The 13,578-nt window shown below is 52.7% G+C and carries 13 protein-coding genes; 9 read left to right on the top strand and 4 right to left on the bottom strand.

Annotated features, from left to right (window positions below; translation table 11 throughout):
• Positions 1–258: 258 nt before the first annotated feature.
• Together PHV74_10675 and PHV74_10670 are read right to left on the bottom strand one after the other, a co-directional pair.
• The gene (locus tag PHV74_10675) at positions 259–1,713 is read right to left on the bottom strand and encodes an RtcB family protein (protein MDD5094826.1); all 1,455 of its coding nucleotides are present in this window, start codon (positions 1,711–1,713) and stop codon (positions 259–261) included.
• Positions 1,714–1,764: 51 nt separating this feature from the next.
• Positions 1,765–2,181, bottom strand: coding sequence for an archease (locus tag PHV74_10670; protein ID MDD5094825.1), 417 nt, complete (start codon positions 2,179–2,181; stop codon positions 1,765–1,767).
• 395 nt (positions 2,182–2,576) lie between these two features.
• Between PHV74_10670 and PHV74_10665 the strand changes: the two genes are divergently transcribed.
• The 8 genes from PHV74_10665 (at position 2,577) to PHV74_10630 (ending at position 10,893) form a co-directional block, all read left to right on the top strand.
• Positions 2,577–3,266 carry a vitamin B12 dependent-methionine synthase activation domain-containing protein gene (locus PHV74_10665; protein MDD5094824.1) on the top strand — a complete coding sequence of 230 codons (690 nt, stop codon included), beginning with the start codon at positions 2,577–2,579 and terminating at the stop codon, positions 3,264–3,266.
• A 156-nt stretch (positions 3,267–3,422) separates the two neighbouring features.
• Entirely contained in the window at positions 3,423–4,856 is a 1,434-nt protein-coding gene (locus PHV74_10660; protein MDD5094823.1) for a trimethylamine methyltransferase family protein, read from the top strand.
• Positions 4,853–5,677 (top strand): dihydropteroate synthase, encoded by an 825-nt coding sequence (locus tag PHV74_10655; protein MDD5094822.1) that lies wholly within the window; start codon positions 4,853–4,855, stop codon positions 5,675–5,677. Before PHV74_10660 ends, PHV74_10655 begins: the two co-directional genes overlap by 4 nt.
• Positions 5,678–5,717: 40 nt before the next feature.
• On the top strand, positions 5,718–7,250 hold the full coding sequence (locus PHV74_10650) for a trimethylamine methyltransferase family protein (GenBank protein ID MDD5094821.1): 1,533 nt from the start codon (positions 5,718–5,720) through the stop codon (positions 7,248–7,250).
• Between the two features lie 8 nt (positions 7,251–7,258).
• Positions 7,259–7,939 (top strand): corrinoid protein, encoded by a 681-nt coding sequence (locus tag PHV74_10645; GenBank protein MDD5094820.1) that lies wholly within the window; start codon positions 7,259–7,261, stop codon positions 7,937–7,939.
• A gap of 45 nt (positions 7,940–7,984) precedes the next feature.
• Positions 7,985–9,469 carry an asparagine synthase-related protein gene (locus PHV74_10640; GenBank protein ID MDD5094819.1) on the top strand — a complete coding sequence of 495 codons (1,485 nt, stop codon included), beginning with the start codon at positions 7,985–7,987 and terminating at the stop codon, positions 9,467–9,469.
• A 93-nt stretch (positions 9,470–9,562) separates the two neighbouring features.
• The gene (locus tag PHV74_10635) at positions 9,563–10,411 is read left to right on the top strand and encodes an MBL fold metallo-hydrolase (protein ID MDD5094818.1); all 849 of its coding nucleotides are present in this window, start codon (positions 9,563–9,565) and stop codon (positions 10,409–10,411) included.
• Positions 10,412–10,419: 8 nt separating this feature from the next.
• A complete protein-coding gene (locus tag PHV74_10630) occupies positions 10,420–10,893 on the top strand; it encodes a Mut7-C RNAse domain-containing protein (protein MDD5094817.1) in 474 nt (157 codons plus the stop codon).
• A 27-nt stretch (positions 10,894–10,920) separates the two neighbouring features.
• On the opposite strand, the gene PHV74_10625 is transcribed toward PHV74_10630, so the two are convergent.
• Together PHV74_10625 and PHV74_10620 are read right to left on the bottom strand one after the other, a co-directional pair.
• The gene (locus PHV74_10625) at positions 10,921–12,030 is read right to left on the bottom strand and encodes a CorA family divalent cation transporter (GenBank protein ID MDD5094816.1); all 1,110 of its coding nucleotides are present in this window, start codon (positions 12,028–12,030) and stop codon (positions 10,921–10,923) included.
• Positions 12,031–12,365: 335 nt separating this feature from the next.
• Positions 12,366–13,001, bottom strand: coding sequence for a PKD domain-containing protein (locus PHV74_10620; GenBank protein MDD5094815.1), 636 nt, complete (start codon positions 12,999–13,001; stop codon positions 12,366–12,368).
• A 191-nt stretch (positions 13,002–13,192) separates the two neighbouring features.
• Between PHV74_10620 and PHV74_10615 the strand changes: the two genes are divergently transcribed.
• Positions 13,193–13,543 (top strand): hypothetical protein, encoded by a 351-nt coding sequence (locus tag PHV74_10615; protein MDD5094814.1) that lies wholly within the window; start codon positions 13,193–13,195, stop codon positions 13,541–13,543.
• Positions 13,544–13,578: the final 35 nt, after the last annotated feature.

Here is a 13,578-nt window from a genome sequence, read left to right as displayed (position 1 = left end):
TGGTAAACCATCGGTCAAATTCCTGGAATGTCCCGGGATAATCAATGCCAGAAACAGGATGAACAGACTCTTCCATGCCTACATACTACATTTTGTGGCCGGTTGAGTAAAGTGCATACCCACTTTTCTGTAATGTTTTTGAGTTCATTGCGCTCCTCGTCCGTCAATCTGACCTTGTATTTCAATAGGGGCATAGCAACCTCCTTTCTGAAGATTACTATACCGCTATTTTAGCGTCAATACAAGCATGACATGACACTAGCCTTTGATCACTCCGATAGGCCTGACCTTCAATACTTTGCGCGATATTCCTGCTTGGTTGGCTACGTTGACCACGTCGGAGACATCCTTGTAGGCTTCCGAAGCCTCCTCGACCAGAGCCGACTTGCTGGCAACCTTGAAAGTGATCCCTTTCTGGGCAAGCTGGCTGGCAACATCGGATGCGGTGAAATCCCTCTTGGCTGCTGACCGGCTTCGCACCCTGCCCGCCCCGTGGCAGGTCGACCCAAAAGTCTCCTCCATTGCTGTTTCTGTCCCCACGGCTACGTATGAGTAACGTCCCATATCGCCGGGGATCAGAACCGGTTGTCCCGTATTACGGTAAGCGGCAGGCACATCGGGATGACCGGCAGGAAACGCCCGGGTGGCCCCTTTCCGGTGGACGCACACGAGCATTTTTTTCTTGCCCACTTTGTGTTCCTCGATCTTGGCAATGTTATGGGCCACATCGTACATCAGCTTCAGTTTTCCGGCCTCCGTCCCGAAGATCCGGGAGAGCGTTTGCCGGGTCCAGTGGGTGATGCATTGCCGATTGGCCCAGGCATAGTTGGCAGCGCACGCCATTGCCGCAAGATATGCTTCCCCCTCCGGCGACTTTACCGGCGCGCAGGCGAGTTGACGATCGGGAAGCTGGATGCCATATTTCTTCACAGCCGCCCCCATCGTCTTGAGGTAATCATCGCAAACCTGATAGCCAAAGCCTCGCGACCCGGTGTGAATCAGAATGATCACCTGCCCGACCTGCTCCACGCCAAACGTTTTGGCCGCCGAACGGTCATAGATTTCATCCACGACCTGAATTTCGAGAAAATGGTTTCCCGAACCCAGCGTGCCCAGTTGGGGAACGCCTCTCTTTTTGGCCTTATCGCTCACCTGACCGGGATCAGCGCCTTCAAGACAGCCGTGTTCTTCAGTGAACTCCAGGTCCTCTTTGGTTCCATAACCCTCTTCGACCGCCCATCGGGCCCCATGGCGCAAGACCCTGTTGACCTGATTCCCGGCGAGCTTGATCCGGCCTTCTGAGCCCAGACCTGAGGGGATATCAGTGAACAACGCTGCGATGGTTTTTTCGATTCTGGGGCTGACGTCTTTTTCCGTCAGGTTGGTGAGCAGAAGACGCACCCCGCAATTGATATCGAATCCTACCCCGCCAGGTGAAACCACCCCATCGGAGACACGTGTGGCAGCAACCCCGCCGATAGGGAAGCCATAACCCCAGTGAATATCGGGCATGGCCATCGATTTCCCCACGATTCCGGGAAGGAAAGCTACATTCGCCACCTGCTCCGGCGACTGCTCTTCGCCGATCTGGTCCAGCATCTTTTTATCGGCGTAGAGGAGGCCCGGCACTTGCATTCCGGGTTTATAGTCGGGGCTTATCTCCCATCGATAGTCATCGATTTTTCTGAGGAATTCCCTCCAGCGCGAAGCCATATTCATCCACCTTGCCCAAATGTTCGGGGGTAATCCCCGATCCGTGAGCCCTCAAATATCCAGAATGACCTGAGCTTTGAAACCATCTTTATGATGCTCCAGTTTGAGCAGGTAATAAGTGGCCGCCTTGACCTGGGACTGCAGATTGTGGCGCGAAGGATCGATCTTTTCACCATGAGCAACAGCTTCCAGATAGTCCTGCCTCAAATTGACGATCTCGAATTTGCTGAAGATCAGTCCCTCGGCATCGAAGAGATAGAGGAGTTCGTTCAGCCATGTTACCAGCAGCTCTTCCTGATCCGGGGCTTCGGCAACAATCTCTCTGCTGCTCTTTTCTCTCACCTTATCCAGATCGGCTACCAAGGAGAACATCCCATAGGCCGCATTGAGGAAAACCTCTTCGACGCTCTGGCCGTAGGCGATGATTCCGATATCAGCGGTGTGATCGATGATCTCAAACCTCGGCATGGTAGATGCATTATACCAGAATTACCAAAGTCGCCAAACAGAGGATGGATGTCATCGATCCGTGGACCTTTCCCCTATCACATACTGCCATGTTTTGCACCTCATTGAGGAGCTAGTCGTTTCTGGCCCAGAGTGGGCCTGCTGGGGTCAATTTGCATTGGAATAGACACGGGTTTGACACAAGTTGAGTTTCGCGTATAATGTAAATGTATGTAAACATATACTTACATGGCTGCTTGTTGCACCTTCTCGAACTTAGTATCTGCAAAAAGCCGAAGGTCATCCCACTCCACACTCTATCAGCAAGCCACCAGAACAGGGATACATGTGTCAAGAGTGGTCTCAAAGCGCCTTTTGGAAAAAGCCATCATCACTATTCAAAAATGTCGAACAATATGTTAACCGCAAGCTGCTATCTCGATTTCGACCCCGACAGGGAACTCATTCGAAAAAGCGTGTACCGCAGAATAGGATATAATACAGACGCCGAACTGCGGCCTCGTATCGCATCGCTGGTCGAGGAATATCTCGATCATGCCAAACATCTCATTCAATCTTCCTTCTCTTGCGTTGTCAGAAGAATCGAGCAGGTTCAGGGGCCAATCGTCATCATCGAGAATTCCATTCATCTCACCAGTCGAATAATCGCTCGATTACTGAAACTGTGCCAGAAAGTCGCCATGTTTGCACTCACTATTGGTCACGGCCTGGAAGAGAGGGTCCGAGAACTGGCCGACCAAGGGCTTGTTCTGGAGTCATATCTGCTCGATGCCATCGGGTCAAGCCTTACCGAGAAGATGGCCGATTCTGTCCAAGAGACGATTGACCAGAGGGCTCGGTCTCAGGGCCTTTCCATCAGCCGCCGTTTCAGCCCGGGCTACTGTGACTGGCACATCAGCCAACAAGGGGCAATATTCCAGGCGATACAGAGTCCACACTTGGATATCAAATTGAGTAAGGACTACTTCATGCTTCCCCAGAAGTCGATATCGGGCATTATCGGCTTGGGGTCTCCCGGCAGCAACATCGTCAGCTACAGCCCTTGCAAAACCTGTAAGAAGCACGACTGCCCAGGGAGAAGATAAGAGCCAAACATAAGTCAAAAGAGGTTTATAGAAGGCCTCTTAAGCTAATGCGCCAGTATCGGCGGCACTGTATCTTGGTCTGTAGGTTCAGACCGCAAACAGAAAACTTAGCGCCTGTAACAAAGGCAATTTTGCGAACAGAAGGCAGGTATAATCATGATTCGAAAGGGACTGGTTGGAGGCACGTACAAGCCGCTGGGCGAAGATGAGATCGCCCAGATCCACGATACGGCAATGAGGGTGTTTGAGGAGGTAGGCATACAGGTTAACTCCGGTAAAGCGCTCAGGTACTTCAAGGAGGCTGGTGCCAAGATTGAAGGCCCCATCGTGAAAATGCCCCGGGATATGGTCATGGGGCTTGTGGCCAAAGCACCACCGAATGTCACTCTTTATGGCCAAAAGGCAGAGCATAATCTGAAGTTGGGGGGTGCCCGAGTATACGCAGGTACCGGCGGCACCGCACTCAATATCATCGATGGCATCACCGGAGACCGGCGAAGGGCCGATCTCCGGGACCTGAAGGATATCGCCAAGCTCGTCGATCATCTTGACAACATTCACTTTTTTTTGCTGCCCACCTATCCCAGTGATGTTCCCGCAGAGAACGTCGATGTCAACCGCTTCTTTGCCGGGCTGGACAATACATCCAAGCACATAATGGGGGGTGTCTATACCCACGAGGGAATGGAGAGAGTGCTCCACATGGCTGAACTGATCGCGGGATCATCTAAAAGCCTGCGGCAAAAGCCGATCATCTCCTTAATTCTCTGCGCCATCAGTCCGCTGAAGATCGACGAACTCTATGGCGACATGATCGTCACCATTGCCAAGGCCGGCATCCCGGTGGCTCTCCCTTCGGAACCGCTCTGCGGTTCCACCTCGCCAGTGACCATAGCCGGGAATGTGGTGGTTCAGACCGTCGATTCTCTGGCTGAGGTATGTCTGACTCAGCTGGTAAATCCAGGCGCGCCGGCCATCTTCGGCTCTGTGGCTTCTAGCAACGATTTTCGCGATCTGAAGTACATCACCGGCGCCATCGAGATGGGCCTTTCCAACGCGGCCAGCGCTCAGATGGCACAATTTTACAAGCTGCCGTTCTACGCTACCGGCGGCATGTCTGACGCCAAGGTCGTTGATGCCCAGTGCGGCTACGAATCCGCTCTTACCTTGCTGCTGTGCGCCTTGAGTGGCGCCAACTACATTCATGATGCCGCCGGGCTCATGGACTTCGCCCTCAGCGTCAGCCCGGAAAAATATGTGGTAGATGATGAGATCATCGGCATGGCGATGCGGGCAGTGTCCGGAATCCCTGTGAACAAGGATACGCTGGCTTTCGATCTGATCAAGGAAGTTGGGCCCGGGGGGCACTTCATACATGCCAAGCACACCCGCAAGTATATGCGAACAAATCACTATCAGCCCTCTTTGAGCGATAGAGAACACTGGGAGAATTGGCAGAAAGACGGCAAGTCTGATACGGCCGGAAGAGCCAGAGAAAAGGTGCAAAAGATCATGGCAGGGAATGGGCACCGCTTGCCTGAAGACATCCGGCAGCGGATTATATCCGAAATACCTGAAATCATCGATTGAGGTTAGGGAAGATGCTGATTATCGGCGAAAGGATCAACGCTTCGAACAAGTCCGTAGGGCAGGCTCTGGCCAACGGGGATAAGGAATTTCTGCAAAACCTCGCAAAGGCACAGGCCGATGCCGGTGCGGCATTCATCGATGTGAATGCCGGGGCTGCAACCGATTGGGCGGGAAGTTCGACAGCCCTGATGGAATGGCTCATCGATGTGGTACAGGAGGTTACAGAAAAGCCCCTGTGCATTGATAGCGATGACCCGGCGGTGGTGCAGGCCGCCCTAAAAAGATACCGCGGCGAGACGGTGATGATCAACTCCGTCAACGCCGAGCCGGAGAGGCTCAATTCCATCGGCCGTCTTGCACTGGAACGGAAAACTTCGCTGGTGGCCCTGGTGATGAGGGACGGCGGGATTCCTCGAACCGTTGAGGAACGTCTGGACGCGGCCGATGCGATCATGACTCATCTGGTCGGTCTGGGCGTAAAAGAGGAGCAGGTGTACTTTGATCCCCTGGTACTTCCCATCTCCGTAGACTCAACTCAAGGCTTGATCACGCTCAAGACAATCGCGGGGATCAAAGCCCGCTATCCCAGCGCCAAGACAGTGATGGGACTCAGCAACATCTCCTACGGATTGCCGAATCGAAGGATGATCAACCGGGCCTTCATGGTGATGTCGGCTGCCATGGGGCTTGATGCCGCCATCATGGACCCGCTCGATGCCAAAGCCATGAGTCTGGCCAGGGTTGCAGACATGCTGACAGGCGAGGACCTAGCCTGCAAGAAGTACATTAAGGCCCATCGCAAAGGCCTTCTTGTGGAATAAAATTCAAGCGAAGGAAGCTTAATCAACAGGGAGTGAACAAATGGCTAGAGAAGGAATCTTGATCCAAAGACCTTTGGAAAGAATAACCCAGCAGCAGATAGAGATCATTCATCAGGCTTCCCTTGAGATTCTCCAAGACCCCGGCCTCACCTGCTTCAACAAGGAGGCAGCTGAATTATTCCAGAGCAACGGCGCACAGGTGACGTCGCACCCCCAGGGAGACCATCCGGCATGGCGGGTCAAAATACCCGAAAAGATGGTGGCTAAAGCCCTTGAAACTGCGCCCAAGACGGTCAAGCTCGGTGCCAGAAACCCGGATAATGCACTGATCATGCACGGCGATGAACCCAGGGTCTGCTTTATTTCCGGTTCCGAGACCAATATCTGGCTGGATGTGGAGTTTTCCACATACACCAAGAAATCCGATCCCAGCAAGGAAATACAAGCGCCGGAATTCCGCCCCAGGCGGGGCACCGTTGCCGATCTCTGCAAGTCGGCGCATGTCTGCGAGCACCTCGAAACACTGGACGGATACATCCGCACCGTCAATATCCAGGACCCTGACATCACAGCCGAAAACAAGGATGTAAACAAATACTTCGCGTCTCTGAATAATACCACCAAACATGTGATGGCTGGCCTGACCAGCCTGGACCAGTTAGACAATGTGGTGCGCATGGCGGAGATCATCGTCGGAGGAAAAAAACAGCTCAAGGAGAACCCCATCATTTCCTTTATCACCTGTCTGGTCAAGAGCCCGCTACAGTTTGTGGAAGACACCACCAATGCCTATATGGAAATGTGCCGGCGGGGACTGCCGGTTGTGGTTTCCTCTGCACCACAGGCAGGATCGACAGCGCCCATCACCGAAGCCGGGATCATGGCACAGATCAATGCCGAGGTCTTGGCAGGGATAACGCTTGGCCAATTGGTGAATCCCGGAACCCCTGTTTTGTATGGCAGCGTTCCGGTGAGAGCGCGAATGGACACGCTCTCCGATTCCTACGGTGCAGTCGAAACCAGCCAGTACAATATCGACTGCGTTCAAATGGCTCGGTTCTACAAAATCCCGAATTACTCAACCTCGGGTGTTTGCGACCCTAAGATTCCCGGACAGCAATCCTCGATTGAAAGACTGTTCTCAGATATTCTGGTCACCCTGAGCGGGCCACAGTACTTGCATTGCGCCTACGGCCTTCTGGACTGTAATTCCGTTTTCTGCCTGCAGCAGGCTGTCCTTGATGACGCCCATTTCAAAATGATCAAGTTTTTTCTGCAGCAGCCACGCATCGATGACACTGCGATATCGGAGGCCTTGAAACAGATCAGAGCCGTGTCGGAAACGCCGCAAAAGATCTTTATCAGCTATATACGCAAAGTTATGCGTAGCGGGCAACTCTCGGCACCCTATCCGTTCGAAGGAGACGGGAAGGCCGATGACGTATTCAGGCTTGCCCATGAGAGAATGCTCGAACTCCTGGAAAAACCGGTCCGGCACATTGATCAAGCAACCACGGCAAAGATTTTCCGTGAAGTTCCCGGCATTTTGCCCAGGCTGAACATCTACCAATAGGAGGGAGAATGAACGAAGACATGATTGCAAAGCTCAAAGAAAACGTGATCCAGGGGAGGAAGACCCAGGATGACGAGGGAATCGATGAGGACCTGACAGGTCCCGGGGTAGTGGAACTGACCCAACAAGCCCTGGACGCAAATATCCCCGTTGCGGTCATTATCAAAGAAGGTCTGACGGCAGGGATGCAGGTGGTCGGCGAGAAATTTTCCACCAAAGAATACTTCATTCCGGACATGTTAGCCTCTGCGGAAGCTGTTGGCGCAGCGATGGATATTGCCAAACCCTATCTTGAAGTCTCTGGAGGCTCGACCAACGGCAAATTCGCAATCGCCACAGTCAAGGGCGATATCCACGATATCGGCAAGAACATCGTGGCTATTCTGCTCAAAGGCGCCGGATACGAGGTTCATGACTTGGGTATCGATGTGCCCACAGAAAAGATTGTGGAGTTCGTCAGAACCGAAAAACCGGATTATCTGGGACTCTCGGCATTGCTGACGACCACCATGGTTGTGATGGGAGAGGTTGCTGATGCGCTCAAACAGGCCGGATTGCGGGAGCAAGTGAAGGTGTTGATTGGTGGCGCGGCGGTCTCAATCGAATACGCCCAGGAAATCGGGGCAGACGCCTATTGCGCCGACGGCTTCGAGGCAATCAAGCAGATGGAAGCTTTTCAAACAGCTTAGTCACAAGCCCTGGTATGCAGCAAGAGTTCGAGTGAAAGGAGTATTATGGCAGGGATTGCGGGAATTCTGGGAAACAATAACGGAAAGCTGGAGCAAATGCTTCAGGATACCAAGTACAGAGGCCCTGATACGACTTGGGTCAACAGGAATGGCCAAGTTCATTTGGGCTGCAACGAACTCAATATGGGCGCAGACTGCAAGGACGGGTCTCACTACACATCAGACGGCAAGAGGGCCGTTGTTCTCGATGGGAGAGTATACAACGCAGACAAGGGCGCCATATCCGATGCCGAGGCTATACTGGACCTTTACGATCGATTCGGTTTGCGGTTCGCCGACAAGATCAACGGCGATTTTGCCGTGGCTGTTTCCGATGGAGGAAAGATGATCCTGGCCCGTGACTGGGTCGGAGTCAAACCGCTTTATTACGGGCACGATGGAGAGGGTGCTCTCTGCTTTGCCTCGGAGGCAAAAGCCATGGTTGGAATATGCGACGACGTTCGGGAGTTTCCGCCCGGTTATACCTATTCCCGGGAACTCGGCTTTCAGCGATACCGAAACGAGGCCGTGGAAACCCCGGAGTTCGAAGACTACGATCAAGCCAAGAAAGTGGTCAAGCAACTTCTAATCGAAGCGACAGAGAAACGGATGAAAGACAATGCCGTTGGCGGTATACTGTTGAGCGGCGGCCTCGATAGCAGCCTCATCACCTACATGGCTCGCGAGATCAAGCCGAACATTGAATGCTTCACCGTGAGCATGGAGGGGGGGCAAGACCTCCCTCTGGCCAGAGATGTCACCAAGTTTCTTGGCGTCAAGCACCACGTTCTGATGTTCGGCGAGCCGGAAATCAACGAGATACTGCCGCTGGCGATCCATCATCAGCAGATGTATGAGGAGAGCTGTGTGCATGGGGCCATCGCCAATTTCCTGGCCGGGCGATTCACAAAACCCTACACCAAATGCGTTCTCACCGGCGAGGGAGCCGATGAGTTCTTTGCCGGATATGACGGCCAGTATAAGCAGGCAAAGAACCCGGAGGAGAGAGCCAGCATCATCGATAACCTCGTGGATGTGGCTCACAACACTGCACTCCAGCGGCTGGACCGACTGAACGCTGCCAATTCATACGAAAGCCGCACACCGTTCCTTGATGCCCATGTGATGGATTTCGCCCTGAAGATTCCGCTGGAGCACAAGCTTCACGGCGAGGAACAAACCGGGAAGTGGGTCTTGCGCCAGGCCTTTGAGGGATGTCTGCCGGACCACATCATCTATCAATCGAAACGGTTCTTTGCCCAAGGCTCCGGTGTGGCGTACATCATGAGGGCACAGGCGGAAAAGCATGTCTCCCTGGCAGAACTGGAGGCTTTCAATCGAACCAACGGCAATCCGTACCTCTCTTCCGTGGAAGAGCTTTACTACTACAGGATTTTCAAGGAGACCTTGCCCCTACCTGCATATGATCGACTGGTGGGACGATGGGACCCCATGAGGCCGGATTTCTTCCTGCGGAAGGCGGGAGTATAACCTCATCACTGCAGAGGAGACTAACGGAAAATTTCAAATACATGCGCTTGAAGGAGACAGCCGCCTCACAGAGTAGGATGGGGCTCGTTCGGCATGAAATGGACCATTCTAGGCTCCGGGGGATGCATGGTCATCCCCAAGCCGCTCTGCAGATGTGAGGTTTGCAAGGAGGCCAGGGAGAAGGGAATTCCCTACGCGAGGGGAGGCCCTTCCGCCTTTCTTCATGACATCAGCCTTCTGATCGATACACCGGCAGAGATATCGGACCGGTTGAACCGCTTCCACATCAACCGGATCGACCACCTCATGTTCACCCATCTGGACCCGGATCACATCGAGGGGTGGCGGGTGGTGGAGCAGATCACCCTGGATTTCCGCACGTGGCGTGCCTACCCGGAAAAGCAGATTCGCCTCTGCCTACCACAGGAGCTAAAGGGACGCATCCAGAACATACAATCCCAGTATGGGCCCGCGCTCGATTTCTACGAAGCAAGCGGCTTCTTGAAGGTTGAGTACTTTCGGGATGAACTGCAGATTGGTGATGTTCACATCACCGCCATTCCGATCGACCGAGGGCCTCAGGTGTCGTTCATTTACGTGTTTGAAAAGAGTGGGCGAAAGCTCGTCTACGCTCCCTGTGACCTCAGACCCTTCCCGGAGGATAGGAAGGCGGTTCAAAACGCCGACCTGCTGGTGATTCAGCCCGGGATATTTGAAGACGGAATCAAGCACAGCTTTCACTATCCGCCGGATCACATCTCGCGAACCACGCTCTACACCTTCGCCCAGACGATGAAGCTGGCCGAACGGATCGAAGCGCAAAAGGTTCTTTTCATCCACTTGGAGGAGTATTGGGGCCGCAGCTACGATGACTACCGCGCCCTCGAATTCAATCTCCCGGGCACTCTGTTTGCCTACGATGGGATGGAACTGATGGTATGATGTAGGTGATGAGGCCGAAATTCGTCGTCGATGTCAATGTGGGCAGACTGGCCAGAAGGCTGCGCATGCTGGGATATGATGCCCTGTTCATCAATGGTCTGAACGACGAGGAACTGGTTCGGATTGCCCTCAAGGAAGAGAGGGTTCTACTGACCAAGGATAGCGGGATTATGAAGCGAAGGGTTGTTAGCAACGGCGACATAAGGGCAATCCTGATCGAGTCCGATGACGTAAAAGACCAGCTTAAACAGGTTGTCCAAGCCTTGCATCTGGAACCGACCTCAGCCCCTTTCACCCTCTGCATCGAGTGTAACCAACCCCTGATCCCCCTGAAAAAGGTGGAGGCCCTTGATCGAGTTCCACAGTATGTGTTCGAAACCCAGGAACAGTATATGCAATGTCCGCTCTGCCATCGAATCTACTGGCGAGGGACTCACTGGCAAAGGATGATGGCGGAACTCGAGGACCTGGTGAGGGGATGAGTTCAATCCGTTCCGCCGCCTTTTGACTTAGTTTGACTTGTTGCCGATGAAACCCTGGTTCCGCACCCACCAGAAGACCAGAACGGTACATACAAGAGTAGAGCCAATCATCAAACTCAAATACCACCATAAGTCTTTGGGTCCGATATCAAAGACAGGGTCGCCTAACGCGGTGGCGATGGTATTTGGAACCAGGAAAGCGGTGCCTAGGACAGTAAAATAGGTCACCAGCAGGGTGAGTCTGTTGTTCATTGTCTGAAGCTGGTTATTATAGATACTCTGCAACACTTCTAATCCTGAAGCCAGAACTTCTGACATGTGCTCAGCCAACCCGATCTGTCGATTGACATCCTCCGCCAGAATCCCCAGTTTGTCCAGAAGCCTTGGGTCATCGCTGATAAGCTCAGCATCTCCGTAACGCAAGCTATGCAGCACATTGACTGTATCCCAGAGAGAATTAAGGTAGACGATCAGGGCATGCTTCATATGATAGATATCCGGCCCCAGTTTGGCTCGGGGGACATTGGGATCGATCATACTTTCATTGAGCTTGTCCCCCAGTTCCTCGATCTCTCGCAGGTGTTCGAAGTTGCGGTCATTGTTCTCATCGATGATACGCGTCAACAGCATCGTCAGCTTGTCCGCCATGATGGCATCGACAGGGATCTTTTTCAGGACAGTTTCGGCATAGCGGCGCAAACGGCTGAACCTTCGGTCGACATTGAGGGGGTGAATGGTGAGGATGAAGTTCTTTCTCATGAGCAACAGAAGAGGATAAGGCAGCACGTCAAGCTCTCTGACCTGCACACTGGGGAGCTTCATCCCCATCTCCGTATCGAAATCCTGGTAGGTTGAGTGTGTTGCATCCGTCAAGGCGGAGACAAGATCTTTACTGAAGCCCAATTCAGCAGCAGCAGCATGGACCTCGGCATCGAAATCGTGAGTGACGAAGTCTACCCAGCCGATCGTTGCGCCTCCGAGCATACTCGAAAGCCCCGCCGCTGACTCCGCACCTCCCTTGAAGATGGTGCCGGAAGGTGCGAGGGCAACACAGAACCAGCGACGTTGAACAGCCTCGGGTTCTCCGTTGCCCCTCTCTGTTTTCCACATGATCACTCTGCTTTCGGCTTCATTCACGGGCACATACCCCCTTGCTCGTTTTGCCAGAAAACCGATGATACTCTGACCCCCGAAAAAAGTGCACACCCACGAATCATCTGACCTACAATTGTAGTCCTCCGCGAATTCTTTTGCAAGCTCCGGTTCACCCTTCCAACCGTCTTGGAAATTGCATGCTGAGGAGTTACTCCCTGCTGCCCTGTGTTATACTTAGGCCTTATTCGTAAATAATATCGATTGTTCTAAATCTGAGTTGATTTTACCAGGCAGGTGGGGGTGAAGGCATTACAGTAGCGAGTTTCGTCTTCGGGAACCTCTGGAAATGTGAGAATCAAGGTTCCCTCCGGTTATCCTCACATGGGAGGAGGAGGTACGAGGCAAGTTGTGCAACTGGTGATATTCCCAGAATCATCAATTACTGAGATGACCGGATCGGAAGGCAGGATAATATGCCATGTTATCGCTGTTGCGCCGCCCTGCTCAGGGCTGCCTATCTTCTTTATCTTCGGTATCGCATCAACTGATTGGGTGAATTTCACCTTGATGCCGCTGGTGATTTTGAACAGCAAGGGATTATCAACCGTACCGACAAACACGTTGAGTTCCTCGTCACATTGATCTGTGACAATGAAGGTGATCTCATAGAAGCCGTCGGGGTTCTGGTTGGGTTTTCCCTTTTCGTTCTTGTCTCTATTCTTTCCGGGGACAATGTTGCCGTGCGGATTGACTGTTGCCACGCAATTCAGGCTCCCGAATACAGGTGCAGTCTCATCTATCACGATTACTGTTGTTTGGGCCGTGCCGATGCCTCCGTCGTCATCGGTCACGGTTAAGGTTACAGTATAGATTCCGGTGTCACAGTAAGTGTGAATACCCTCGGCAGTTCCGCTGCCATCGGTTCTGTTACGATGGCGTCTTCCACAGTGCTGTCGTGGGATGAATCTGCATATAATAATTGCCTCACCAATCGCCTGCCGGTGTCTGATCATTGGCCGGTGCGTTAGGTATAGTGGTTACTTTCAGCAACTCCAATTCTTTGAATACTGCGAACATGGTGTATGGATGGCCCAGATTTCCATACCAGGTATTTGGGGTTATAATCCAGCGAGAATTGATGTAGTTGATGGCTTCATCCGGGTGAATAATGATGGCCTGGTTTTGGGCAGTCTTTGGAGCACTAATGGTAATAAAGGCCCTATCTATGGGTGCAGCGGCCCATTTCGCCTATGGGAGAGAGGAAAACATGGAGGATGAAGCAAAAAGTGTGACTGAGGAGGTTGTTGCCAACCCTGACGATACAGAAAGCAGAGGCATATCCCTTGCGCCTACCAAATTGCCAGTGAGGATGATATACTTTTCAAGTCAGTCAGATACGCCTTGCCATCGAGGGAATCGGCGCTTTTGCAGAGAAAAGAAGGCGGGTCTTCAAAGGGAATTAAGTATGGCGTTCCTGCAAAAAGGTAGCGCCTTGGTATTGAAGCTGATATTGGGATGCGATAGACTCAAGTTGAGGCTATTCGACTTGAGGTGAAGGGATGTTCAGAGAGAACCACAGGCATAAGCAGA

This window comes from Dehalococcoidia bacterium (assembly GCA_028711995.1).
GTDB lineage: Bacteria > Chloroflexota > Dehalococcoidia > SZUA-161 > SpSt-899 > JAQTRE01.
The sequence above is the reverse complement of the archived record's forward strand: the minus strand, read 5'-3'. Positions and strand labels throughout refer to the sequence as shown.

Bases quoted from the DNA above. Each gene is read 5' to 3' on its own strand.
- PHV74_10650 (MDD5094821.1), top strand. From the start codon at position 5,718: ATGGCTAGAGAAGGAATCTTGATCCAAAGACCTTTGGAAAGAATAACC.
- PHV74_10675 (MDD5094826.1), bottom strand. From the start codon at position 1,713: ATGGCTTCGCGCTGGAGGGAATTCCTCAGAAAAATCGATGACTATCGA.
- PHV74_10670 (MDD5094825.1), bottom strand. From the start codon at position 2,181: ATGCCGAGGTTTGAGATCATCGATCACACCGCTGATATCGGAATCATC.
- PHV74_10630 (MDD5094817.1), top strand. From the start codon at position 10,420: ATGAGGCCGAAATTCGTCGTCGATGTCAATGTGGGCAGACTGGCCAGA.
- PHV74_10665 (MDD5094824.1), top strand. From the start codon at position 2,577: ATGTTAACCGCAAGCTGCTATCTCGATTTCGACCCCGACAGGGAACTC.
- PHV74_10645 (MDD5094820.1), top strand. From the start codon at position 7,259: ATGAACGAAGACATGATTGCAAAGCTCAAAGAAAACGTGATCCAGGGG.
- PHV74_10660 (MDD5094823.1), top strand. From the start codon at position 3,423: ATGATTCGAAAGGGACTGGTTGGAGGCACGTACAAGCCGCTGGGCGAA.
- PHV74_10635 (MDD5094818.1), top strand. From the start codon at position 9,563: ATGAAATGGACCATTCTAGGCTCCGGGGGATGCATGGTCATCCCCAAG.
- PHV74_10620 (MDD5094815.1), bottom strand. From the start codon at position 13,001: ATGATCAGACACCGGCAGGCGATTGGTGAGGCAATTATTATATGCAGA.
- PHV74_10640 (MDD5094819.1), top strand. From the start codon at position 7,985: ATGGCAGGGATTGCGGGAATTCTGGGAAACAATAACGGAAAGCTGGAG.
- PHV74_10615 (MDD5094814.1), top strand. From the start codon at position 13,193: ATGGTAATAAAGGCCCTATCTATGGGTGCAGCGGCCCATTTCGCCTAT.